This is a genomic window from Thauera sp. 27 (assembly GCF_000310125.2).
GTDB classification, from domain to species: domain Bacteria; phylum Pseudomonadota; class Gammaproteobacteria; order Burkholderiales; family Rhodocyclaceae; genus Thauera; species Thauera mechernichensis.
Genome location: NZ_AMXB01000013.1, coordinates 18360 through 41033 on the forward strand (window position 1 = coordinate 18360; position 22674 = coordinate 41033).

Annotated in this window: 21 protein-coding genes; 12 read left to right on the forward strand and 9 right to left on the reverse strand. The window is 65.7% G+C overall.

From position 1 onward, the window contains the following. Positions 1-19: 19 nt before the first annotated feature. Positions 20-2314 carry an NADP-dependent malic enzyme gene (locus B447_RS08840; protein ID WP_002931737.1) on the reverse strand — a complete coding sequence of 765 codons (2295 nt, stop codon included), beginning with the start codon at positions 2312-2314 and terminating at the stop codon, positions 20-22. 353 nt (positions 2315-2667) lie between these two features. Between B447_RS08840 and B447_RS08845 the strand changes: the two genes are divergently transcribed. Beyond that, complete coding sequence (locus B447_RS08845; RefSeq protein WP_002938869.1) at positions 2668-3447, forward strand: ParA family protein; 780 nt, start codon at positions 2668-2670, stop codon at positions 3445-3447. A gap of 52 nt (positions 3448-3499) precedes the next feature. On the opposite strand, the gene alaS is transcribed toward B447_RS08845, so the two are convergent. The 3 genes from alaS to B447_RS08860 form a co-directional block, all read right to left on the reverse strand. Beyond that, positions 3500-6121 (reverse strand): alanine--tRNA ligase, encoded by a 2622-nt coding sequence (gene alaS / locus B447_RS08850; RefSeq protein ID WP_002938873.1) that lies wholly within the window; start codon positions 6119-6121, stop codon positions 3500-3502. A gap of 63 nt (positions 6122-6184) precedes the next feature. After that, on the reverse strand, positions 6185-6598 hold the full coding sequence (locus B447_RS08855) for a type II toxin-antitoxin system VapC family toxin (RefSeq protein WP_002938874.1): 414 nt from the start codon (positions 6596-6598) through the stop codon (positions 6185-6187). Then, positions 6588-6839: a ribbon-helix-helix protein, CopG family gene (locus B447_RS08860; protein ID WP_002931721.1), complete on the reverse strand. Its 252-nt coding sequence runs from the start codon at positions 6837-6839 to the stop codon at positions 6588-6590. The genes B447_RS08855 and B447_RS08860 overlap by 11 nt, the downstream gene beginning before the upstream one ends. Before the next feature lie 151 nt (positions 6840-6990). Between B447_RS08860 and B447_RS08865 the strand changes: the two genes are divergently transcribed. Continuing rightward, on the forward strand, positions 6991-7542 hold the full coding sequence (locus tag B447_RS08865; RefSeq protein ID WP_002938875.1) for a cob(I)yrinic acid a,c-diamide adenosyltransferase: 552 nt from the start codon (positions 6991-6993) through the stop codon (positions 7540-7542). Positions 7543-7545: 3 nt separating this feature from the next. Here B447_RS08865 and dinB read toward each other — a convergent pair whose 3' ends face one another. Both dinB and aroG read right to left on the reverse strand, forming a co-directional pair. Then, positions 7546-8640 (reverse strand): DNA polymerase IV, encoded by a 1095-nt coding sequence (gene dinB / locus B447_RS08870; RefSeq protein ID WP_002938876.1) that lies wholly within the window; start codon positions 8638-8640, stop codon positions 7546-7548. A 79-nt stretch (positions 8641-8719) separates the two neighbouring features. Continuing rightward, positions 8720-9805 (reverse strand): 3-deoxy-7-phosphoheptulonate synthase AroG, encoded by a 1086-nt coding sequence (gene aroG / locus B447_RS08875; protein WP_002931714.1) that lies wholly within the window; start codon positions 9803-9805, stop codon positions 8720-8722. A 163-nt stretch (positions 9806-9968) separates the two neighbouring features. Here aroG and msrP point away from each other — a divergent pair, with 163 nt between their 5' ends. Next, on the forward strand, positions 9969-10922 hold the full coding sequence (gene msrP / locus B447_RS08880; RefSeq protein ID WP_002938877.1) for a protein-methionine-sulfoxide reductase catalytic subunit MsrP: 954 nt from the start codon (positions 9969-9971) through the stop codon (positions 10920-10922). Continuing rightward, positions 10922-11593, forward strand: a complete 672-nt coding sequence (locus tag B447_RS08885) for a sulfite oxidase heme-binding subunit YedZ (RefSeq protein ID WP_002938878.1) — start codon at positions 10922-10924, stop codon at positions 11591-11593. The genes msrP and B447_RS08885 overlap by 1 nt, the downstream gene beginning before the upstream one ends. Here B447_RS08885 and B447_RS08890 read toward each other — a convergent pair. From B447_RS08890 to yjgA, 3 genes are read right to left on the reverse strand one after another with little or no spacing between them, the layout of a single operon-like run. After that, positions 11580-12758: a methyltransferase gene (locus tag B447_RS08890; protein ID WP_002938879.1), complete on the reverse strand. Its 1179-nt coding sequence runs from the start codon at positions 12756-12758 to the stop codon at positions 11580-11582. The two genes, B447_RS08885 and B447_RS08890, sit on opposite strands and share 14 nt — an antisense overlap. A gap of 13 nt (positions 12759-12771) precedes the next feature. Next, positions 12772-13362 (reverse strand): molybdopterin adenylyltransferase, encoded by a 591-nt coding sequence (mog, locus tag B447_RS08895; protein WP_002938880.1) that lies wholly within the window; start codon positions 13360-13362, stop codon positions 12772-12774. 31 nt (positions 13363-13393) lie between these two features. Next, positions 13394-14017: a ribosome biogenesis factor YjgA gene (gene yjgA, locus B447_RS08900; protein ID WP_002938881.1), complete on the reverse strand. Its 624-nt coding sequence runs from the start codon at positions 14015-14017 to the stop codon at positions 13394-13396. Between the two features lie 56 nt (positions 14018-14073). Here yjgA and pmbA point away from each other — a divergent pair, with 56 nt between their 5' ends. From pmbA to ribD, 8 genes are all read left to right on the forward strand, one after another. Further along, entirely contained in the window at positions 14074-15420 is a 1347-nt protein-coding gene (pmbA, locus tag B447_RS08905; protein WP_002938883.1) for a metalloprotease PmbA, read from the forward strand. 124 nt (positions 15421-15544) lie between these two features. After that, positions 15545-16627 carry a TRAP transporter substrate-binding protein gene (locus tag B447_RS08910; protein ID WP_002938884.1) on the forward strand — a complete coding sequence of 361 codons (1083 nt, stop codon included), beginning with the start codon at positions 15545-15547 and terminating at the stop codon, positions 16625-16627. A 131-nt stretch (positions 16628-16758) separates the two neighbouring features. Next, positions 16759-17346 carry a TRAP transporter small permease subunit gene (locus B447_RS08915; protein ID WP_002938886.1) on the forward strand — a complete coding sequence of 196 codons (588 nt, stop codon included), beginning with the start codon at positions 16759-16761 and terminating at the stop codon, positions 17344-17346. Next, positions 17343-19016: a TRAP transporter large permease gene (locus tag B447_RS08920; protein ID WP_002938888.1), complete on the forward strand. Its 1674-nt coding sequence runs from the start codon at positions 17343-17345 to the stop codon at positions 19014-19016. Before B447_RS08915 ends, B447_RS08920 begins: the two co-directional genes overlap by 4 nt. 4 nt (positions 19017-19020) lie before the next feature. Next, positions 19021-19659 carry a histidine phosphatase family protein gene (locus B447_RS08925; protein WP_002931691.1) on the forward strand — a complete coding sequence of 213 codons (639 nt, stop codon included), beginning with the start codon at positions 19021-19023 and terminating at the stop codon, positions 19657-19659. A gap of 104 nt (positions 19660-19763) precedes the next feature. Continuing rightward, positions 19764-21014 (forward strand): serine hydroxymethyltransferase, encoded by a 1251-nt coding sequence (glyA, locus tag B447_RS08930; protein WP_002938893.1) that lies wholly within the window; start codon positions 19764-19766, stop codon positions 21012-21014. A 59-nt stretch (positions 21015-21073) separates the two neighbouring features. Continuing rightward, on the forward strand, positions 21074-21589 hold the full coding sequence (gene nrdR, locus B447_RS08935; RefSeq protein WP_002931684.1) for a transcriptional regulator NrdR: 516 nt from the start codon (positions 21074-21076) through the stop codon (positions 21587-21589). Next, on the forward strand, positions 21570-22661 hold the full coding sequence (gene ribD, locus B447_RS08940; RefSeq protein ID WP_002938896.1) for a bifunctional diaminohydroxyphosphoribosylaminopyrimidine deaminase/5-amino-6-(5-phosphoribosylamino)uracil reductase RibD: 1092 nt from the start codon (positions 21570-21572) through the stop codon (positions 22659-22661). The genes nrdR and ribD overlap by 20 nt, the downstream gene beginning before the upstream one ends. Positions 22662-22674 lie beyond the last annotated feature (13 nt).

Here is a 22674-nt window from a genome sequence, read left to right on the forward strand (position 1 = left end):
TCAAAAGCACCCGCCCGAATCAAGCTCTGGCGTTGCGCGACTCCTTGGCATCCACTACGGCGAGCGCTGTCATGTTCACCAGCCGGCGCACGGTCGCCGACGGCGTCACGATGTGCACCGACTTCGCCGCCCCGAGCAGGATCGGCCCAACCGACACGCCATCGCCATTGGCCATCTTCATCAGGTTGAAGGAGATGTTGGCGGCGTCGAGGTTGGGCATCACCAGCAGGTTGGCTTCGCCCTTCAGGTCGGAGTCCGGATGCAGCTTGTCGCGAATCTCTTCGGAGAGCGCGGCATCGCCGTGCATCTCGCCGTCGACATTCAGGCCAGGCACGGTCGCACGCAGGATCTCGCAGGCTTCGCGCATCTTGCGTGCCGAGGCCGAGCCCGAGCTGCCAAAGTTGGAGTGCGACAGCAGCGCCACGCTCGGCTCGATGCCAAAACGGCTCAGCTCTTCAGCAGCCATGCGGGCAATCTCGGCCACCTCTGCGGCGCTCGGATTCTCATTGACGTAGGTATCGGTGATCGCCAGCATGCGCTTGGACAGCAGCAGCAGGTTCATCGCTGCGAACTGCTTGGCGCCAGGCGCGAGGCCAATGACGTCCTCCACCTGCTTGAGATGGTAATCGTAGGTACCGAAGGTGCCGCACACCATCGCGTCGGCGTCCCCGCGGCGCAGCAGCATGGCGCCGATCAGGGTGGTATCGCGGCGGATCTTGGCCTTGGCGAGGTCGGGCGTCACGCCGTCGCGCTTCATCAACCGGTAGTACTCGTTCCACAGTTCGCGGTAGCGCGGATCGGATTCCGGATTGACGATCTCGAAGTCACGCTCGGGCCGGAGGTTGAGGCCGATCTTCTTGATGCGCATCTCGATGACCTCGGGACGGCCGATCAGGATCGGGCGCGCCAGGCCTTCGTCGAGCACCACGCGCACCGCGTGCAACACGCGCTCGTCCTCACCCTCGCAGTAGATCACCCGCTTTTGCTCGGGCGGCACGGCCTTGGCCGCCGAAAAGACGGGCTTCATGACGATGCCGGACTGATAGACGAAGGCGTTGAGGCTGGTGACGTAGGCGTCGAAATCCTCGATCGGCTTGGTCGCCACGCCCGAGTCCATCGCCGCCCTCGCCACCGCGGGGGCGATCTTGACGATCAGGCGCGGATCGAAGGGCTTGGGGATGATGTACTCGGGGCCGAAGCTCAGCTCCTGGCCACCGTAGGCGCTGGCGACGATGTCGCTGGCCTCGGCTTCGGCCAGTTCGGCGATCGCCTTCACGCAGGCGAGCTTCATCTCCTCGTTGATCGTGGTCGCACCCACATCCAGCGCACCACGGAAGATGAAGGGGAAGCACAGCACGTTATTGACCTGGTTCGGGAAGTCCGAACGGCCGGTAGCGACGATGCAGTCCGGACGCACGGCCTTGGCGTCGGCCGGCAGGATCTCGGGGTTCGGGTTGGCGAGCGCGAAGATCAGCGGCTGGTCGGCCATCTTAGCGACCATCTCGGGCTTGAGCACACCGGCGGTGGACAGGCCAAGGAAGACGTCGGCGCCGACGATCGCATCGCCCAGCGTGCGTGCATCGGTCGTCTGGGCGTAGCGCGCCTTGGTCGGCTCCATGTTGGCCTCGCGGCCCACGAAGATCACCCCCTTGGAGTCGCAGACGAAGATGTTCTCGCGCTTCAGACCGAGGCTGACCATCAGATCGAGGCAGGCGATCGCCGCCGCGCCGGCACCCGAGCACACCAGCTTGACCTTGTCGATGTCCTTGCCGATGACCTTGAGGCCATTGAGCAGGCCCGCGGCAGAGATGATGGCGGTGCCGTGCTGGTCGTCATGGAAGACCGGGATCTTCATGCGCTCGCGCAGCTTCTGCTCGATGTAGAAGCACTCGGGTGCCTTGATGTCCTCGAGATTGATGCCGCCCAGGGTGGGCTCGAGCGCGGCGATGATCTCGATCAGCTTGTCGGGATCGTTCTCTGCCAGTTCGATATCGAAGACGTCGATGTTGGCGAATTTCTTGAACAGGCAGCCCTTGCCCTCCATGACCGGCTTCGAGGCCAGCGGCCCGATGTTGCCCAGGCCGAGCACCGCTGTACCGTTGGTGACCACCGCAACCAGATTGCCACGGCTGGTGAGTTCGAAGGCCTCCGCAGGATCGGCAACGATGGCGTCGCAGGCTGCCGCCACGCCGGGCGAATAGGCAAGCGCGAGGTCACGCTGGTTGGTGAGCCCCTTGGTGGGCACGACTGAAATCTTGCCGCGTGTCGGCGAGCGGTGATAGTCGAGTGCGGCGGCGATGAAATCCTGGTCCATGTTCTCCCCTCTGCGAGTCTTGAGGTATGTCGTGTCTGAAACGCGGGCGAGCACTTCGCCCGCGGGGCGACAGCGGACCGGGACGGTCGCGCTGCGTGGGCATCGTTCGGGATGTTCTCGGAAAAGCGGAATTGTTTTTGTGGCTGCGCGTCGAGCGGCGCAGGAACGACCTCGATTGACGTCGCGGAAGTTTAGCGCAGCCGCCCCCATTTGGCATCGCGCCGGACTGATCTGGCGCATCACGACGGCGATGGACACCGCCACACACCCCGCCAGCGGCCGTTTTTGGCAGAATGCGGGCTCCGGACGCGCCGCAGGCAGGGCGTGGCGCATACGAACAGGGGGAGAAAGGCATGCGGCGAGTGGTGTTCAATCAGAAGGGCGGAGTCGGCAAATCCACCATCACCTGCAACCTGGCGGCGATCAGCGCGCAACAGGGCAAGCGCACCCTCGTCGTGGACCTCGACCCGCAAGGCAACTCGACCCAATACCTCCTCGGCGCGAATGGCGAGGACCTCGAAGCCACACTGGCGGATTTCTTCGACCAGACACTCAACTTCAAGCTCAACCCGCGCGGCACCGAGGACTTCATCGTCGCCACCCCTTTCGAGGGCCTGCACGTGATGCCCTCGCATCCGCAACTCGAGGAGCTGCAGTCCAAACTCGAGTCGCGCTACAAGATCTACAAGCTGCGCGATGCGCTCGAAGAGCTGGCAAAGGACTTCGACTGCGTCTACATCGACACGCCGCCCGCGCTCAACTTCTTCACCCGTTCGGCGCTGATCGCGGCCGACGCCTGCCTGATCCCCTTCGACTGCGACGAGTTTTCGCGCAAGGCCCTGTACTCGCTGCTCGAGAACGTGCAGGAGATCAAGTCCGACCACAACCGCAACCTGCAGGTCGAGGGCATCGTGGTCAACCAGTTCCAGCCGCGCGCCACCCTGCCGCAAAAGGTGGTGCAGGAACTCATCGATGAAGGTCTGCCCGTGTTGCAGCCCTACCTGTCGGCTTCGGTGAAGATCAAGGAATCGCACGAGCAGGCCAAACCGATGATCCACCTCGATCCCAAGCACAAGCTGTCGCAAGAGTTCGTCGCCCTGCACGACACGCTGGCACGCAAGTACGGCGCATGATGTGCGGCACGGGCGGCGATGACGCTGCCCGTGCCTTACCGTGCGAAGCCGCTCAGAGCTTCGCCGCCACCCAGTCCTTCACCGCCGCCAGCGCCGCCGGCAGGTTCTCCGGCTGGGTGCCGCCGGCCTGGGCCATGTCGGGACGGCCGCCGCCCTTGCCGCCGACCTGCTGGGCGACAAAGTTGACCAGCTCGCCGGCCTTGACCTTGGCGGTGTGGTCGGCAGTGACACCGGCAATCAGGCTGACCTTGCCCTCGCCCACGCTCGCCAGCACGATCGCGGCCGACTTGAGCTTGTCCTTGAGCTTGTCCATGGTGTCGCGCAAGGTCGGCACGTCAGCGCCTTCGAGCATCGCGGCGAGCACCTTGAGGCCGCCAATCTCCACCGCCTGGCTCACCAGCTCGTCACCCTGGCTGGCGGCAAGCTTGCCCTTGAGGCGGGCGAGTTCCTTCTCCAGCGCGCGTACGTTGTCGAGAATGCCGGCAACGCGCTCGGCGACCTCGTCGGGCTGGACCTTGAGCAGTGCGGACATGCCCTGCACACGACGCTCCTGCTCTTGTGTGTAGCGCAGCGCGTTCTCACCGGTGATCGCCTCCACACGGCGGATGCCGGCGGCGACACCGCCCTCGCCGACGATCTTGAACAGGCCGATGTCGCCAGTACGCTCGACATGGGTCCCGCCACACAACTCCTTGGAGCTGCCGATCGACAGCACGCGCACCTCGTCGGCGTACTTCTCGCCGAACAGCATCATCGCGCCGGACTTCTGCGCTGCTTCCAGCGCCATCACCTCGGCGCGGGTGTCGGTGTTGGCGAGAACCTCACGGTTCACCAACTCCTCGACCTCACGGATCTCCTCGGCCGTCATCGGCGCAGTGTGGGCGAAGTCGAAGCGGGTCTTGTCGGGGTCCACCAGCGAGCCCTTCTGCTGCACGTGGGCGCCGAGCACCTCGCGCAAGGCCTTGTGCATGATGTGGGTGACCGAATGGTTGCGCGCGGTGGCGGCTCGTGCGGCCACGTCCACCCGGGCGCTCACGCCCTGGCCCACCGACAGCCTGCCGGTGCGCACCACGCCGTGGTGGCCGAACACCGCGGCCTGGATCTTCTGCGTATCTTCCACACCGAAGATGCCTGCGCCGCCGCGTAGCTCGCCGCGGTCGCCGACCTGGCCGCCGGATTCGGCGTAGAACGGCGTGTGGTCGAGCACCACCACCCCCATCTCGCCCTCGAGCAGCTCATTGACCGGCGCGCCATCCTTGTACAGCGCGAGGATGTTGCCCTTCTCCTCCAGCAGCGTGTAGCCGTGGAAGGCGGTCTCGGGGCCGTCGTAGTCCAGGTTGGCCGCCATCTTGAACTTGCCTGCGGCACGCGCCTGCTCCTTCTGGCGTGCCATCGCGGCGTCGAAGGCGACGGCGTCGACGGTCACATCACGCTCTCGGCAGATGTCCGCGGTGAGGTCGAGCGGGAAGCCGTAGGTGTCGTGCAGCTTGAAAGCGGTGTTGCCGTCGAAGACCTTCTTGCCCGCGGCCTCCATCGCCGCGAGCTCGGCCTCGACGATCGCCATGCCGTTCTCGATGGTGGCGAAGAAGCGCTCTTCTTCCTGGCGCAGCACGTCCACGATGCGGCGCTCGCCGTCCTTGAGCTCGGGATAGGCGCTGCCCATCTCGCCGACCAGGTCGGGCACCATCTTGTGGAAGAAGGCAGCGCGCGCGCCAAGCTTGTAACCGTGGCGGATCGCACGGCGGATAATGCGACGCAGCACGTAGCCGCGACCTTCGTTGCCCGGGATCACGCCATCGGCGATCAGGAAGGAACAGGCACGGATGTGGTCGGCCAGCACCTTCAGCGACGGCGAGTCCATGTCGGCGGCCGACGTTTCGCGGGCCGCGGCCTTGATCAACGCCTGGAACAGGTCGATCTCGTAGTTGGCGTGCACGCCCTGCAGCACCGCCGAGATGCGCTCCAGACCCATGCCGGTGTCCACCGAGGGCTTGGGCAGCGGATGCATCACGCCCTGCTCATCGCGGTTGAACTGCATGAATACGTTGTTCCAGATCTCGATGTAGCGGTCGCCGTCTTCCTCGGGCGATCCCGGGGGGCCGCCCCAGATGTGCTCGCCGTGGTCGTAGAAGATCTCGGTGCACGGACCGCAAGGCCCCGTATCACCCATCATCCAGAAGTTGTCCGAGGCGTAGCGCGCGCCCTTGTTGTCGCCGATGCGGATCACGCGCTCGGCGGGCACGCCGACTTCCTTGGTCCAGATGTCGTAGGCCTCATCGTCCTCGGCATACACGGTGACCCAGAGCTTGTCCTTGGGCAGCTTGAAGACCTCGGTGAGCAACTCCCAGGCGTACGAAATCGCATCGCGCTTGAAGTAGTCGCCGAAGCTGAAGTTGCCCAGCATCTCGAAAAAGGTGTGGTGGCGCGCGGTGTAGCCGACGTTCTCGAGGTCGTTGTGCTTGCCGCCGGCGCGCACGCACTTCTGCGAGGTGGTGGCGCGCGTGTAGGCACGCTTGTCGAAGCCGAGGAACACGTCCTTGAACTGGTTCATCCCGGCGTTGGTAAACAGCAGCGTCGGGTCTTCGTGCGGTACGAGCGAACTCGAGGCCACGATCTGGTGGCCCTTGGATTCGAAGAATTTGAGGAAGGCGTCGCGGATTTCAGCGGATTTCATGAAGGGTCCAGATATGAGAGAAGTTCAAGCCGTGTTCTTCGGTTGCGCGCGCGGGGGCGCAATTCAATGCGTATTGTCGCGCAGCGGGTTGTTGAGCCAGGCGCCATCCGGCAGCCGGTAAACGTCGAAGTCGCTGTCGATCGACAGCACCTCGCGACAGCCACTCTGTGTGGAAAGCTGCACGACAGAGGCGTCTGCGAGATCCATCGGACGGTCACGGTACTTGTCCATCAGGGCGGCGATGGCGCCGACGCAACCTTGCTCCAGTTCGACGATCGCCAGCCCGCCGCGATCGATCCAGCTCAGCAGGCGCAACTGCGCGTCCACACTGTAGCGCAGCAGGTGCATGACCTCGGTCAGCACGGGCCAGGTCGTCACCAGCGAAACCTCGTTGCCGCGCAGGAAGGACACGCAGGCCTGATGATGACGGTCGGCCGGGTTGAACAATGCCAGCAGCGGACCCGCGTCAACGATCATGCTTCGCACGCAGCGACTCCGAAAGATAGTCCTTGCGGCGTTCGGCGAGGTCGCCCGGTCCTGCGTCGGGGCCTCCGAAAAGATCCTTGCCGAGTTCATACGGTGTCTTGCGCGGCGCGACACGGGCGAGATACTCCCGCAAGCTGGCCTTCACCAGTTCGCTCTTGCTGCGCCCGGTCTGCGCCGCAGCGCGCGCGAGTTCGGACTCGAGTTCGGGGTCGAGACGGATCGACAGGGTCATCGTGTCGGCTCCTTGCCATTTTTGTAATACACAACGTATTGCATGCTACGTCCTCGCCCGGCAGCAAGTCAATTTCAGCGCATGGCATGTAGGCGCAAGCGGCGCCTATAATTGACGTTCACGTCAACCAACCACGGGACACGAGCACACCATGGGTAACCGCCTCTCCAAGATCTACACCCGTACCGGCGACGCCGGCACCACCGGCCTGGGCGACGGCAAGCGCGTCTCCAAGAACAGCCTGCGCATCCATGCTCTGGGCGAGGTGGACGAGACCAACGCCATCATCGGCCTCCTACTGTGCGAGGAGCTTCCCGAGGAGGTGCGCGCCCTGCTCACCAACGTGCAGCACGACCTCTTCGATCTCGGTGGCGAGGTCTGCATCCCGGGCATGAGCATGATCACCGACAAGCAGGTGACCCACCTCGAAGAGGAACTCGACCGCTTCAACGAGGACCTCGAGCCGCTCAAGGACTTCATCCTGCCCGGTGGCACCCGCGCTGCGGCCTACGCCCACCACGCCCGCACCGTGTGCCGTCGCGCCGAACGCGCGCTGGTGGCGCTGGCACTGGAAGAGGCAGTCAATGACGCCCCGCGCCAGTACCTCAACCGCCTGTCTGATCTGCTGTTCGTGCTCGGCCGCGTGCTCAACCGCGCCGGCGGCCGCGGCGACGTACTGTGGCAGAAGCGCAAGAACGCCTGACGTTCATCCGCCCGGCGCGGGGTCGAAAAGCGGGATCTGTGCCGGGCCCGAGTCCGCGGCCTCGGCCGCAAAACGCACGCCGACCCCAAGCAGGCGCACCGCCAGCGGGCTGCGGGCGTGAGCTTCGTCCAGCAGCCGCAGCCAAACGCCCTCATCGGGCGCACTGCTGACGCACTCCGCCGTGGTGCGGCTGAAGTCGGCGAACCTCACCTTGACGAAGGCCTTGTGGACCGGAGGCCGGTCCTGTGCCCGCTCGAAGCGGCGGCGAAAGTCCTCCAGCAGCGCCAGCAACGCGCTCCGGCAGGAGGCCAGATCGCGCAGGTCCGGCGTGTAAGTGGTCTCCACCGACAGCGACTTGCGCACCCGGTCGGGCTGCACCGGGCGCTCGTCGATGCCCCGGCACAGCCGGTAGAGGCTGGCGCCAAAGCTGCCGAACTCACGGGTCAGCTCGGCCGCGCTCCAGGCCCGCAGTTCGCCACAGGTATTCACGCCAAGCCGGTTGAGTTTCTCCGCGGTGACCTTGCCAACGCCGAAGATCTTCTTCACCGGCAGCGCGGCAACGAACGCATCCACCTCTTCGGGCCGCACCACGAACTGCCCGTCGGGCTTGTTCCAGTCACTCGCCACCTTGGCGATGAACTTGTTGGGCGCGATGCCCGCTGAGGCGGTGATGCCGACCTCGGCATGGATGCGCGCCCGGATCTCCTGCGCCATCAGAGTGGCAGAGCCCCGGCAGCGCTCGACGCCACTCACATCCAGGTAGGCTTCGTCCAGCGACAGGGGCTCGACCAGCGGAGTGTAGTCGCGATAGATGGCGAGGATCTGGCGCGAGGCTGCGCGATAGCGCTCGAAATCCGGCGCCAGCAGGATGAGCTGAGGACAGCGTTGCAGCGCGCGCGCCGTCGGCATTGCCGAATGCACACCGAAGGCGCGCGCCTCGTAGTTGCAGGTGGCGATCACACCGCGCGTCTCGGCGCGCCCGCCAACGGCGACCGGCCGGCCGACGAGCGCGGGGTCGTCACGCATCTCGATCGCGGCATAGAAGCAGTCGCAATCGCAATGGATGATCTTGCGCAGCCGCGGCTCAAGCAAGGCCATGGCCCCGACTCCGCCCGCTCACTGAAAACGTGCGCGGCCCGCTGACGGCAGGACGCGTCGTGCCGTCAGGAACCGAGGCTCACTCGAACTCGGCTGCGCGCTTGACGCGGCGCTGGCGCACGGCCTCGGCGAGGATATCGAGCACCTCGACGCTGTCCTCCCAGCCGATGCAGGCATCGGTGATGCTCTTGCCGTACTCGAGCGCCTTGCCCGGCACCAGGTCCTGGCGGCCTTCGTTGAGATGGGACTCGACCATCACGCCCATGATGCGATCGTCACCGGCCGCCATCTGCCCGGCCACGTCACGCGCAACCTCGATCTGCAGGCGGTGCTGCTTGCGGCTGTTGGCGTGGGAGAAATCGACCATCAGCTTGGAGCACACGCCGGCGCCGGCAAGCTCGCGCGAGGCAGCCTCGACACTGGCCGCATCGAAGTTGGGTTCCTTGCCGCCGCGCAGGATGGCGTGGCAGTCCTCGTTGCCGCGGGTCGACACGATGGCCGAGTGACCGGCCTTGGTCACCGACAGGAAGTGGTGCGGCGCCTGCGCGGCCTTGATCGCATCGACGGCGATGCGCAGGTTGCCATCGGTACCGTTCTTGAAGCCAACCGGACAGGACAGGCCGGAGGCAAGCTCGCGGTGCACCTGGCTCTCGGTCGTGCGCGCACCGATCGCGCCCCAGGAGATGAGGTCGCCGATGTACTGCGGCGTGATCATGTCAAGGAACTCGGTACCGGCGGGCAGGCCGAGCTCGTTGACCTCCCACAGCAGCTTGCGCGCCAGGCGCACGCCGTCGTTGATACGGAAGCTGTTGTCCAGCCCGGGATCGTTGATCAGGCCCTTCCAGCCCACCGTGGTGCGCGGCTTCTCGAAATACACGCGCATCACCACCAGCAGGTCGTCCTTGAGGCGCTCGGCCTCAGTCTTGAGCCGGGTGGCGTACTCGATCGCGGCATCGGGATCGTGGATGGAGCACGGCCCGATCACCACCAGCAGGCGGTCATCCGCGCCGTAGAGAATGCGGTGGATGGCCTGGCGCGCCTCGTAAGCGACCTCTGCCGACTTCGGAGTGGCCGGAAACTCGCGCAGCACGTGCGCGGGCGGCACAAGCTCCTTGATCTCCTGAATGCGGACGTCGTCGATGTGGATCTTCATGGAGGCGGACATTCGGCTACTCGGCGTCTTGACTGAAGGAAGCGCCCGATTCTAGCCGAAACCACCCCGAGCCGACATGCGGCCACCGCTATGCCAACGATGCACTGAACCGATCGTCGTTCAGCGCGTCTGTTCGTACACTTCACAAACGTTTTTTCGTGCAGCCTCCACTCTCATGCTCATCAAGCGCCCCTCAGACATTCTCAATTCCGAAATCACCGACCGTCGGCTGTTCGAAAACCGGCGCGCCTTCATCACCCGCTCGGGTGTCGGCCTTGCCGCCGGCGCCGCGCTCTGGCACGGACTGACATCCCCGGCACGGGCCGCGCGAAGCAGTACCAATACGGCCCTCGCCGGCCTACCGTCGGCACTCAGCACCGACGAGGCGAAGACTGATTACCAGTCGGTCACAACCTACAACAACTTCTACGAATTCGGCACCGGCAAGGACGACCCGGCGCGTAACGCGGGTCGCATGGCTGTGCGTCCATGGACGGTGAGCGTCGAAGGCCTGGCTGGCAAACCGCGCACCTTCGACATCGACGACCTGATCAAGCTCGCGCCGCTCGAGGAGCGCATCTACCGCATGCGCTGCGTCGAAGGCTGGTCGATGGTGATCCCCTGGGTGGGCTTCCCGCTCGCAGCCCTGCTCAAGGAGGTCGATCCTCTCGGCAGCGCCAAGTACGTCGAGTTCCTGACCCATTACGACCGCGAAATCATGACCCGCCGCCCGGTGCTCGACTGGCCCTATGGCGAGGGCCTGCGCATGGATGAGGCACTGCATCCGCTCACCCTGCTCGCGGTCGGCCTGTATGGCGAGACCCTGCCCAACCAGAACGGAGCCCCGGTACGCCTGGTGGTGCCCTGGAAGTACGGCTTCAAGAGCGCAAAGTCCATCGTCACCATCCGCCTCACGGAGAAGCAACCGCCCACCGCCTGGAACCGCGCCGCACCGCAGGAGTACGGTTTCTACTCGAACGTCAACCCGGAGGTCTCGCATCCGCGCTGGAGCCAGGCTACCGAGCGCCGTATCGGCGAACTGCGCCGACGGCCGACCCTGATGTTCAACGGCTACGGCGAACAGGTCGCCAGCCTCTACCAGGGCATGGACCTGAGGAAGCACTACTGATGCTGCGCACCCCCTCGCCGCTCGCGCTGAACGCGATCAAGGCGCTCGTCTTCGTGCTCTGCCTGATCCCCGCAGGGCAGCTCGCTCTCGGCTGGCAGACCGACACCCTCGGCGCCAACCCGATCGAAACCCTCACCCACGCCACCGGCGACTGGGCGCTGCGGCTGCTGCTGCTCACGCTCGCGGTCACGCCCCTGCGCCGCCTCAGCGGCCTGCACTGGCTGCTGCGCCTGCGCCGCATGCTGGGCTTGTTCGCCTTCGCTTATGCGCTCGGCCATTTTGCAGTCTGGATCTGGCTCGACCTGTATCTCGACTGGCCCGCGATCGCACGCGACATCCTCGAGCGCCCCTTCGTCACCGTGGGCTTCGCGGCCCTGGTGCTGATGATTCCGCTCGCGGCAACCTCCAACACCTTCGCCATCCGCCGCATGGGCGGGCGTAGGTGGCAGGCCCTGCACCGCGCCACCTACGGCATCGCCATCCTCGGCGTACTGCACTTCTGGTGGCTGGTGAAGGCCGACGTGCTCGAACCGCTCGTGTATGCACTGGTGCTCGCCGTGCTGCTCGGCCTGCGCGCCTGGTGGCGCGAGCAGGAACGTCAGCGTCAGCTGTCGGTGCCACCGCCGGCCAAGCACCTGCAGCGGCCGGTGATCCGGATCATGCCGAAATAGCCAGCCGCCACAGCGAGGTGATCTCCGCTGCACGCGCCGCGTGCAGCGCATCGCCACTGTCAGCCGCCTTGGCGTGGCGCGGGCGGATGTCCTCTCGACCGAGCACACGCAGGCCTGCGCCCTCGATCCAGCCCAGCAGCTGCGCGCGCGTGCGCAGGCCGAGGTGCTCGGCGAGGTCGGACAGGATCAGCCAGCCCTCACCGTCCGCCGTCAGGTGCTCGGCGAGGCCCTCGAGGAAGCCGCGCAGCATGCGGCTGTCGGGGTCGTAGACCGCGCGCTCGATTGCCGCCGTCGGCTTGGCCGGCACCCAGGGCGGATTGCACACCACCAGCGGCGCACGACCGGGCGGGAACAGATCGGCCTCGACCACCTCGACCCGCTCGCCGACGCCGAGCCGGGCAAGGTTGTCGCGGGCGCAGCCGAGCGCGCGCGGATCCTGGTCGGTCGCCACCACGCGCGCCACCCCGCGGCGGGCGAGTACGGCCGCGATCACGCCTGTGCCGGTGCCGATATCGAAGGCGAGCGTGCTCGCCGGCAAGGGCGCGCGCGCGACGAGGTCGAGGTATTCACCGCGGATCGGCGAGAAGACGCCATACCACGGGTGGATATGTGCGCCGAGCGCCGGCACGGCGACGCCCTTGCGCCGCCACTCGTGCGCCCCGATGAGGCCGAGCAGCTCGCGCAGCGAGAGCACGAAGGGCGCATCAAGAAGATCGGCGTCGCAGGTGTGCGCAAGCGCCTCGGCCAGCACCTCGGTGACATCCGGCGCGCGTCGCAGCGCGATGCGCCCGCCCGCCTCGACCGGAATCAGCAGCATGCCGAGCGTACGCGCGCGCTGCGCCTGGGCCATGCGGTGGAGATGAAAGACCTCCGCCGTCGTAGCCGGCGCCTGCGTGCGCTTGCGCGGACGCGAATCGGCGCGGCGCCCCATGGCCTGCAACAACTGGCGGGCGTTGTGGTAATCGCCGCGCCAGAGCACTGCCGTACCCTCGCAGGCCAGACGCCAGGCGGTGTCCGCCTTCATCGTGTCGTCGGCAACGACCACCCGGCGCGGCGGCGGCAGTCCATTCTCCGAGCGCCAGCGTGCGCGGTGAGCGATCGGCGTGCAGCCCGCCGACGCCCCGGGCGCGACGGAGGGCTCCTCCCAGCACAGCTCGGCCACCATCTCCACGTCGACCTCAGCCCTGCCGGGGACGGATCGCATGCTTGGGCCGGAAGGCCTTGATCACGGCTTCGTCGGTCTCGATGTAGGGCCCACCGATGAGATCGATGCAGTACGGAACCGCGGCGAAGATGCCGACATGGCGCACCGCGCCTTCCACGTCGCGCACCCCCTCGAGCGTCTCGCGGATCGACTTGGGCTGGCCGGGCAGGTTGATGATGAGGCTCTTGCCGCGGATCACCGCGACCTGACGCGACAGGATCGCGGTGGGCACGAAGTTGAGGCTGATGCGGCGCATCTCCTCGCCGAAGCCCGGCATCTCCTTGTCGCCGATGGCCAGCGTGGCCTCCGGTGTGACGTCGCGCGGCGCCGGCCCGGTACCCCCGGTGGTGAGGATCAGGTTACAGCCGGCCACATCGACCAAGTCGACGAGGGTACGTTCGATGGTGGCGCGATCATCCGGAATCAGGCGAGCCTCGGCGGTCCATGGCGAACTCAGCGCCTTGCCCAGCCAATCCTTCAGGGCCGGAATACCCTGGTCTTCATAGGTGCCTTCGGAGGCGCGGTCGCTGATCGACACCAGGCCGATACGGATGTGTTCGCTCATGCAGGAGTTCTCGGTATGGGTTTATCTGGGGTCAGGATTGAGCGTGACTACCGCTCTCGGCACCATCGTCCGCGTCGGCATCATCCTGTCCGGCACCCTCTGCTTCAGTTTCAGCCTCGGCCTGGAGCTGCAACTGGCGCAGCACCTGGAAAATCTCGCGGAAGGCCTTGGGCGGCTTGCCGGCCTCGCGCTCCTTGAGCGCGTTGCGGCGCAGGGTGCGCAGGTATTGAAGATCGGCGCCCGGCCAGGTCTCGGCGATGACGCCGATCACTTTGTCGTCCTCGAGGAGGTCTGCACGCAGGCGTTCGAGGCGGTGCATCTTCGCCACCTCGGCAGCGGAATTGCCGGCGAAGACTTCGAGCTGGGCCTGGATGGGCTCGGGGTCGATCTTGCGCATCAGCTTGCCGATGTACTGAAGCTGGCGACGGCGCGCTTCCATCTTGAAGCCCTGGGCGGCGCGGATGGCGTCGAACAGCGATTCGGGCAGGGGCACCTTCTTCAACTGGTCTACCGACAGCGCGACGAGCTGCTCGCCGAGATCCTGCAAGGCAAGCATCTCGCGCTTGCGGCTACTCTTGCTCGGCGGTTCGGCATAGGCCTCGTCGTCGGACTCGGGATGGGGGGACTGGCGCGAATCTGGACGCATTGCGGACATGGGGGCTGGCTTGATCGGGTTAAGATTATAGCCTTTGCACGCACCCGGCCCGCTCCATGTCCGCTCAAGGCTTCTCCTTCTCCCAGGCGCACCTCGCCGATATCGCCACCGACATTCTCAAGTACGCCCGAAAGCGCGGTGCCTCGGCGTGCGAAACAGACGTCTCGGAAGGCTTCGGCCAGTCGATCGCTGTACGCAAGAGCGAAGTCGACACCATCGAATACAACCGCGACAAGGGCGTCGGCGTCACGGTGTACGTGGGCCAGCAGCGCGGTTACGCCAGCACCTCGGACTTCTCCAGGAAGGCGCTCAAGGCCACCGTCGACGCGGCGCTGTCGATCGCGCGCTTCACCGCGCCCGACCCTTGCGCAGGCCTGGCCGATGCGGCACTGATGGCGCGCGCGAAGGACATGCCCGAGCTTGACCTGTTCCACCCCTGGGCGATCGACGTCAATGAGGCGATCGTGCTTGCTCGACGCTGCGAGGACGCAGCCTTCGCGGTAAGCCCGCAGATCAGCAACTCTGAGGGGGCGAACACCTCGATCCAGCAGTCGCACTTCGTATCGGCCAACAGCCACGGCTTCATCGGCGGCTATGCCACCACCCGCCACGGCCTGTCGTGCTCGGTGATCGCCGGCGAGGGCGACGCGATGCAGCGCGAGTACTGGTACGACTCGCGCCGCGACCCGGCCGAGCTGATGTCGCCGGAGGAGATCGGCCGCCGCGCCGGCGAACGCGCCATTGCTCGCCTGGGGGCGCGGAAGATCCGCACCTGCGAGGTGCCGGTGCTGTTCGAGGCCCCGCTGGCGGTGGCGCTGATCGGCAACTTCGTGCAGGCGGTGAGCGGTGGTTCGCTTTACCGCAAGTCGAGCTTCCTGCTCGACAGCCTTGGCCAGCAGGTCTTCTCGCCGCTGGTCAGCATCTCCGAGCGCCCCCACCTCAAACGCGCCTTCGGCTCCAGCCCCTTCGACAGCGATGGCGTCGCCACCCGCGACCGCGAAGTCGTCACCGATGGCGTACTCAACGGCTACTTCCTTTCCGCCTACTCGGCACGCAAGCTCGGCATGCAGACGACCGCCAACGCCGGCGGCTCGCACAACCTGATCGTCAAGGCCGGCGACAAGGACCTCGCAGGCCTGATCAAGCACATGGACAAGGGCCTGCTGGTCACCGAGCTGCTCGGCCACGGCGTCAACTATGTGACCGGAGACTACTCGCGCGGCGCGGCGGGCTTCTGGGTGGAAAAGGGCCGGATCAAGCACGCGGTGGAGGAGGTCACCATCGCCGGCAACCTGCGCGAAATGTTCCGCAACATCGTCGCCGTCGGCAACGATGCACTGCCGCGCGGCGCCAAACTGTGCGGCTCGGTGCTGATCGAACGCATGAAGGTTGCAGGCCGCTGAAGGCGACGCCCTGCCCGGCCGCAGGGGCGATTAGGGTTTTCCGTGCTTTCGACGCCCGAGGCGCTACATATAATCGTCGTCAGCCGAGAACCATCAGAACACAGGCTTTTCCACAGGAGGAACCATGGAGCGTCGCAAATTCATCAAGAGCGCCGGCATTGCCGGCATCCTCGCCTCGGGCACCGCACCGGCCATCGTCAACGCGCAGGAACAAGTCCGCTGGCGTCTGACCTCGAGCTTCCCCAAGGCACTCGACACCATCCACGGCGCGGCCGACGTGTTCGCCAAGCTGGTATCGGACGCCACCGGCGGCAAGTTCCAGGTCTCGGTTCATGCACCGGGCGAACTGGTGCCGGCCTTCGGCGTCGTCGATGCCGTACAGCAGGGCACGGTCGAGTGCGGCCATACCTGCGGCTACTACTTCTTTGGCAAGGACGAGACCTTTGCCATCGACACCGCCATCCCCTTCGGCATGAACTCGCGCTCGCTCACGGCGTGGTTCTACGACGGCAACGGCCTCAAGCTCATGCGTGAGTTCTTCGCTGGCTACAACATCGTGAACTTCCCGATGGGCAACAGCGGCGCGCAGATGGGTGGCTGGTACCGCAAGGAAATCAAGACGCCGGCCGACCTCAACGGCCTCAAGATGCGCATCGGCGGCTTCGCCGGCCGCGTCGTCAGCAAGCTCGGCGGCGTACCGCAGAACATTCCTGGCGGCGAGATCTATCAGGCGCTCGAGCGCGGCACCATCGACGCCACCGAGTGGGTCGGCCCCTACGATGACCTCAAGCTCGGCTTCCACAAGGTCGCTCCGTTCTACTACTACCCCGGCTGGTGGGAAGGCGGTGCGCAGATCTCGCTGTACGTCAATGACAAGGCCTACAACGCCCTGTCGCCCGAGTACAAGACGATCGTGCAGATTGCGGCATCCCACGCCCACGTCAACATGCAGGCCATGTACGACGCGCGCAACCCGACCGCGCTCAAGCAACTCATCGCCGAAGGCGCCAAGCTGCAGCGCTTCCCGCGCGAAGTCATGGACGCCGCGCTCAAGGCACGCAACGAGGTCTACAAGGAACTGAACGACACCAACGCCAACTGGCGCAAGGTGTTCGCTGACTACGAGCGCTTCATGCGCGACCAGTATCAGTGGATTCCGCTGGCGGATGGCAGCTACGACCAGTACATGGCGGCACAGAAGCTCTGATCGACCTCTGAGGCAATGACCCGCTCCGGCAGGGCGTTGCCTGATGATCACCGCCCTCGTGCGCCGCGTGGACACGAGGGCGGAATCGTGTCCGCGCGGCACGCATTCACCTTAGGAAAGCCTGCCCTGCCATGGGACCGCTACTCAAGATATCCAGACTGATCGATGCGATCAGCAACCTCGTCGGCCGCACACTGATCTGGCTCGTGCTTGCAGCTACCCTCATCAGCGCCGGCAATGCCATCGTACGTAAGACGCTCAACATTGGCTCGAACGCGATGCTCGAGATCCAGTGGTACCTCTATGCGGCGGTCTTCATGCTGGGCGGCGGCTACGCCCTGCTCAAGAACACGCATGTCCGCATCGACGTGCTGTCGAACAAGTTTTCAGCGCGTACACGCGCCTGGGTTGATATCGGCGGAATCGTCATCTTCCTGCTGCCGATGTGCTACCTGCTGTCTGTCTTTGCCTGGCCGATCGTGATGTCCGCAATCAAGACCGGCGAGGTATCGTCGAACGCTGGCGGCCTCATCCGCTGGCCCCTGTATGCCCTCGTCCCCGCCGGCTTCGGCCTGCTCGCCCTGCAAGGGCTGTCGGAGCTGATCAAGCGCATCGCCTTCCTGCGCGGCGCTGGCCCCGACCCGATGGCTTTGCCCCATGACCCGCACGCCGACTCCGGCGCTGCACCCGACGCACCTGCAGCCAAGGCCGGACAATGATCGAGTTCATTTCTGCCAACCTCGCGCCGATCATGTTCGGCGCCGTCGTGTTCTTCCTGATTTCGGGCTTTCCGGTCGCGTTCGCGCTGGCGGCTTGCGGCTTGCTGTTCGGCTTCATCGGCATGGAGCTTGGCCTGCTGCCAGGCACCTTGTTCCAGGCCCTGCCGCTGCGGGTGTTCGGCATCATGCAGAACGACATCCTGCTCGCCATCCCCTTCTTCACCCTGATGGGGCTCGTGCTCGAACGTAGCGGCATGGCCGAGGACCTGCTCGACACCGCCGGTCAGGTCTTCGGCCCAGTGCGCGGCGGCCTCGCGCTGGCGGTGATCTTCGTCGGCGCACTGCTCGCCGCCACCACTGGCGTCGTCTCAGCCTCGGTCATCTCGATGGGCCTGATTTCGCTGCCGATCATGCTGCGCTACGGCTACAGCCGGCCGATCGCATGCGGCGCGATCACGGCCTCCGGCACGTTGGCCCAAGCGATCCCACCCTCGCTGGTGTTGATCGTGATGGCAGACCAACTCGGTCGCAGCGTCGGAGACATGTACAAGGGCGCCTTCCTGCCCGCCTTCATTCTGGTGTCGATGTACGCCCTGTTCATCATCGGCGTGGCAATCTTCCGGCCCAAGCTGGTGCCTGCCCTGCCGCCCGAGGCGCTCAAGTTCCGCCAGCCCGATGGCAGCTCGGGCCTTCGCTCACTGGTCGTGTTCGGCGTCCTGATCGCGCTGGCCACCATCGGCTTCGCCGGGATCTACCCGCAACTCAGCGCCAGCGCGGTTCCACCGGGGCGCGAGGAAGTTGCGGTCGTGGCGCTCACCTTCGGCACCGCGCTGGCACTCGTTCTGGCCGGCATCAACAAGCTGCTCGGCCTTGGCCTGCTGTCACGCATCAGCGAACGCGTCACCTTCGTACTCGTGCCGCCGCTGGCGCTGATCTTCCTGGTGCTCGGCACGATCTTCCTCGGCATCGCGACGCCGACCGAAGGTGGTGCGATGGGCGCACTCGGCGCATTGCTGATGGCCCTCGCCCGTCGCCGTCTGAGCTTCGGCAAGCTGGTGGAGGCGCTCGAAGCCACGACAAAGCTGTCGGTGTTCGTGATGTTCATCCTCATCGGCGCCACGGTGTTCAGCTTCACGTTCACTGCAGTCGATGGCAAGCAGTGGGTCGAGCATCTGTTCGACCAGCTTCCGGGCGGGCAGATCGGCTTTCTGCTGTTCGTGAATGCGATGATCTTCTTCCTCGGCTTCTTCCTCGACTTCTTCGAGATCGCCTTCATCCTGATCCCGCTGCTCGCGCCGGTCGCCGACAAGCTCGGCATCGACCTGATCTGGTTCGGGGTCCTGATCGCGATGAACCTGCAGACCTCCTTCCTCACGCCGCCCTTCGGCTTCGCGCTGTTCTACCTGCGCAGCGTGGCCCCCGTATCCTCCTTCGTCGACCGCGTCACGGGGCAGCGCGTGCCGGGCGTGCGCACCCAGGAGATCTATGCGGGCTCGGTCGCATTCGTGATCATCCAGATCATCATGATCGCCCTGCTGATTGCCTTCCCGCAGCTGGTCACGGGCAATCTCGATGCCAAGGTGGAGGTCGACCTCGACACCATCCGCATCGAGGCCCCGAGCGGCGGCGGAGGCTGGGGTGAGGAAGGCGGCGAGAAGGACGGTTGGTAAGAACGTGCTGACCCGCTTCTGTCTCGTACGCCATGGCGAAACCCCCTGGAACGCAGAACTGCGCCTCCAGGGGCATATCGACGTGCCGCTCAATGACACCGGTCGCCGCCAGGCGGCCGCCACCGCCCGCGTATTGTCCGCGCACCGCTTCGACGCGCTGTACAGCAGCGACCTCGCCCGCGCACTGCAGACAGCAGCTGCAGCCGCCAGCGCCTGCGGGCTGCAGCCGCTACCTCACAGCGGGCTGCGCGAGCGCCACTACGGAGTGCTCCAGGGGCGGACCTACGATGAGGCCGAGGCCCAGCATCCTGAAGTCTGGCGGCACTTCAAAGGACGCAACCCGGCCTACTCATTCCCCGGCGGCGGCGAGAGCCTGGCCGAGTTCGATGCCCGCGTGCGTCAAGCAATGGACGCGATCCTGCGCGCCCACACAGGGCAGACAGTGCTGGTCGTCACCCATGGCGGCGTGCTCGACATCATCCACCGGCTGGCGTCCGGAAAGCCGCTCGAGGCCGCACGCGACTTCGCGATTCCGAACGCGGCGCTCAACTGGATCGCGCACGACGCGCAGGGGTGGCGGCTGGAGTGCTGGGCAGACCAGACCCATCTTGGCAGCAGCATGGACGAACTGCCTCACCCCTGAGGCGGACGCACCGGGGCACACCAGCGAACACCGGACCCACTCGCTTGCGGCGGCGCACCACATGGTAGAATTCCTTTTTAATCAACCGCTGAAGACTTCGCCCCATGTTCTCCGCGCAAGACACCCTCGCCAAGGTCGACCCTGAACTCTGGGCTGCCGTGCAGGCAGAAAACCGCCGTCAGGAAGATCACATCGAGCTGATCGCCTCCGAAAACTACGTCTCCACCGCGGTCATGGAGGCTCAAGGCTCCCAGCTCACCAACAAGTACGCCGAGGGTTACCCCGGCAAGCGTTACTACGGCGGCTGCGAGCATGTCGATGTGGCCGAGCAGCTCGCCATCGACCGCCTCAAGGCACTGTTCGGCGCCGAGGCCGCGAACGTGCAGCCGAACTCCGGCTCCCAGGCCAACCAGGCAGTGCTGATGGCCTTCGCCAAACCGGGCGACACCATCATGGGCATGAGCCTGGCCGAAGGCGGCCACCTCACCCACGGCATGCCGCTGAACATGTCCGGCAAGTGGTTCAACGTCGTCGCCTACGGTCTCAACGACAAGGAAGAGATCGACTACGACAAGATGGAAGCACTCGCGCGCGAACACAAGCCGCGCATCATCATCGCAGGTGCCTCCGCCTATTCGTTGCGCATCGACTTCGAGCGCTTTGCGAAGATCGCCAAGGAGATCGGCGCCATTTTCTGGGTCGACATGGCGCACTATGCCGGCCTCATCGCTGCGGGCTTCTACCCCAACCCGGTGCCGCACGCCGACGTCGTCACCTCGACCACCCACAAGACGCTGCGCGGCCCGCGCGGCGGCATCATCCTGATGAAGGCCGAGCACGAGAAGGCGATCAACTCTGCGATCTTCCCCGGTCTGCAGGGTGGCCCGCTGATGCACGTGATCGCAGCCAAGGCGGTAGCCTTCAAGGAAGCAGGAACACCCGAGTTCCGCAACTACCAGGAACAGGTCATCGCCAACGCGCGCGTGATGGCGCGTGTCCTGGGAGAGGAGCGCGGCCTGCGCATCATCTCCGGTCGCACCGAATCGCACGTCTTCCTGGTTGATCTGCGCAACAAGAAGATCACCGGCAAGGCTGCCGAAGCCGTGCTGGGTAGCGCCCATATCACGGTCAACAAGAACTCGATTCCCAACGACCCGGAGAAGCCGTTCACCACCTCGGGCATCCGTATCGGCTCGCCGGCGATGACCACGCGCGGCTTTACCGAGATCGAGTCCGAGCGTATTGCACACCTCATCGCCGACGTGCTCGACGCCCCGGAAGACCAGGCAGTCATCGAGCGCGTGCGCGGCCAGGTGGCCGAGCTGTGCGCCAGGTTCCCGGTCTACGGCAAGTAAGCTGCGGGGCGGGGCGCGTGCCGACTTGAGGCCCGCTCCGCCCACGAGCCCCCCCGGCCATGAAATGCCCCTTCTGCGGCGATCCCAACACCCAGGTCACCGACACCCGCGAGAATGAGGACGGTGACGTCGTCCGCCGCCGCCGCCGCTGCGTGAGCTGTGACAAGCGCTTCACCACCTACGAGCGCATCGACCTGAAGATGCCGCATATCGTCAAGCGCAACGGCAACCGCAGCGAGTTCGACCACGCCAAGCTCGCCGGCAGCATGAAGCTGGCGCTGCGCAAGCGACCTGTCACCATCGAGGCCATTGATGCTGCGGTCGACCGCATCGAAGCGCGCCTGCTCTCCATGGGCGAACCGGAAGTCCCGAGCGAGAAGATTGGCGAACTGGTCATGAAGGAGCTCAAGAAGCTCGACAAGGTGGCATACATCCGATTTGCATCCGTGTATCGCAACTTCGCCGATGTCGACGAGTTCTCGGAAGTGATCCGTGAGGTACAGAGTCGCCCCAAGCGGGGACGCGGTGCAGCAAACCCGCCTGCCACATCCGAAGATGACCTTTTCGGCAACTGACCATGCCGCGATGGCGCGCGCGCTCGCGCTCGCCCGGCGCGGACTGGAAAGCACTTCTCCCAACCCTCGCGTCGGCTGCGTGCTGCTGCGCGACGGCAGGACGGTGGGCGAAGGCTGGCATCAACGTGCTGGCGAACCGCACGCCGAGATCCACGCCTTGCAGCAGGCTGGCGCCGACGCACGCGGAGCCACCGCCTATGTCACGCTCGAGCCATGCTCGCACTTCGGTCGCACGCCGCCGTGTGCCGACGCCCTCATCGAGGCAGGCGTCAGCCGCGTCGTCGCGGCAATGGAAGACCCCAACCCGCTGGTGGCCGGCCGCGGCATGGCACGCCTGCGCGCGGCAGGAATCGTCACCGAACACGGCCTGCTCGACACCGAAGCACGCGAACTCAACATCGGCTTCGTGTCGCGCATGACCCGCGGCCGGCCCTGGCTGCGCCTCAAGGCCGCTGCCACCCTCGACGGCAAGACTGCGCTTAACAACGGCGTCAGCCAGTGGATCACGGGCGCGGAGGCGCGACGGGACGGTCACCGCTGGCGCGCACGTGCCTGCGCCATCCTCACCGGGATTGGCACCGTACGCGAAGACGATCCACAGCTGACCGTACGCGACATAGTCTGTGAACGTCAGCCGCAGCGCATCCTCGTCGATGCGCGACTGGAGGTTCCCGCAGCGGCTCGTATTCTGCAGGGTGCTCCGATCCTGATCGCCACCGCGTGCGAGGAGCACGCGCGCATGGCGCCGTTGCTCGAGAGCGGACACCAGATCATCGTGCTGCCAGACACAAACGGGAAAGTAGCCCTACCTGCGCTGATGCGAGAGCTCGGCCGCCTCGGTTTCAACGAGATACACGCCGAAGCGGGACTGAAGCTCAACGGCTCCTTGCTGCGCGAGGGCTGCGTCGATGAATTGCTGCTCTACTTCGCACCCATGCTGGCCGGCGACACCGCCCAGGGGCTGTTCAACCTGCCCGCCCTGACCCGGCTGGACGACGCGACCCAACTCGATGTGACCGACATGCGCACGATCGGTCGTGACCTGCGCGTCATCGCACGCCCCAGACGCTGAACGCACGCTGCGT

What these genes read in the sequence shown, in the direction of transcription:
- B447_RS08840 (WP_002931737.1), bottom strand. Translation starts at nt 2,314, where the DNA reads ATGGACCAGGATTTCATCGCCGCCGCACTCGACTATCACCGCTCGCCG.
- B447_RS08845 (WP_002938869.1), top strand. Translation starts at nt 2,668, where the DNA reads ATGCGGCGAGTGGTGTTCAATCAGAAGGGCGGAGTCGGCAAATCCACC.
- alaS (WP_002938873.1), bottom strand. Translation starts at nt 6,121, where the DNA reads ATGAAATCCGCTGAAATCCGCGACGCCTTCCTCAAATTCTTCGAATCC.
- B447_RS08855 (WP_002938874.1), bottom strand. Translation starts at nt 6,598, where the DNA reads ATGATCGTTGACGCGGGTCCGCTGCTGGCATTGTTCAACCCGGCCGAC.
- B447_RS08860 (WP_002931721.1), bottom strand. Translation starts at nt 6,839, where the DNA reads ATGACCCTGTCGATCCGTCTCGACCCCGAACTCGAGTCCGAACTCGCG.
- B447_RS08865 (WP_002938875.1), top strand. Translation starts at nt 6,991, where the DNA reads ATGGGTAACCGCCTCTCCAAGATCTACACCCGTACCGGCGACGCCGGC.
- dinB (WP_002938876.1), bottom strand. Translation starts at nt 8,640, where the DNA reads ATGGCCTTGCTTGAGCCGCGGCTGCGCAAGATCATCCATTGCGATTGC.
- aroG (WP_002931714.1), bottom strand. Translation starts at nt 9,805, where the DNA reads ATGTCCGCCTCCATGAAGATCCACATCGACGACGTCCGCATTCAGGAG.
- msrP (WP_002938877.1), top strand. Translation starts at nt 9,969, where the DNA reads ATGCTCATCAAGCGCCCCTCAGACATTCTCAATTCCGAAATCACCGAC.
- B447_RS08885 (WP_002938878.1), top strand. Translation starts at nt 10,922, where the DNA reads ATGCTGCGCACCCCCTCGCCGCTCGCGCTGAACGCGATCAAGGCGCTC.
- B447_RS08890 (WP_002938879.1), bottom strand. Translation starts at nt 12,758, where the DNA reads ATGGTGGCCGAGCTGTGCTGGGAGGAGCCCTCCGTCGCGCCCGGGGCG.
- mog (WP_002938880.1), bottom strand. Translation starts at nt 13,362, where the DNA reads ATGAGCGAACACATCCGTATCGGCCTGGTGTCGATCAGCGACCGCGCC.
- yjgA (WP_002938881.1), bottom strand. Translation starts at nt 14,017, where the DNA reads ATGTCCGCAATGCGTCCAGATTCGCGCCAGTCCCCCCATCCCGAGTCC.
- pmbA (WP_002938883.1), top strand. Translation starts at nt 14,074, where the DNA reads ATGTCCGCTCAAGGCTTCTCCTTCTCCCAGGCGCACCTCGCCGATATC.
- B447_RS08910 (WP_002938884.1), top strand. Translation starts at nt 15,545, where the DNA reads ATGGAGCGTCGCAAATTCATCAAGAGCGCCGGCATTGCCGGCATCCTC.
- B447_RS08915 (WP_002938886.1), top strand. Translation starts at nt 16,759, where the DNA reads ATGGGACCGCTACTCAAGATATCCAGACTGATCGATGCGATCAGCAAC.
- B447_RS08920 (WP_002938888.1), top strand. Translation starts at nt 17,343, where the DNA reads ATGATCGAGTTCATTTCTGCCAACCTCGCGCCGATCATGTTCGGCGCC.
- glyA (WP_002938893.1), top strand. Translation starts at nt 19,764, where the DNA reads ATGTTCTCCGCGCAAGACACCCTCGCCAAGGTCGACCCTGAACTCTGG.
- nrdR (WP_002931684.1), top strand. Translation starts at nt 21,074, where the DNA reads ATGAAATGCCCCTTCTGCGGCGATCCCAACACCCAGGTCACCGACACC.
- ribD (WP_002938896.1), top strand. Translation starts at nt 21,570, where the DNA reads ATGACCTTTTCGGCAACTGACCATGCCGCGATGGCGCGCGCGCTCGCG.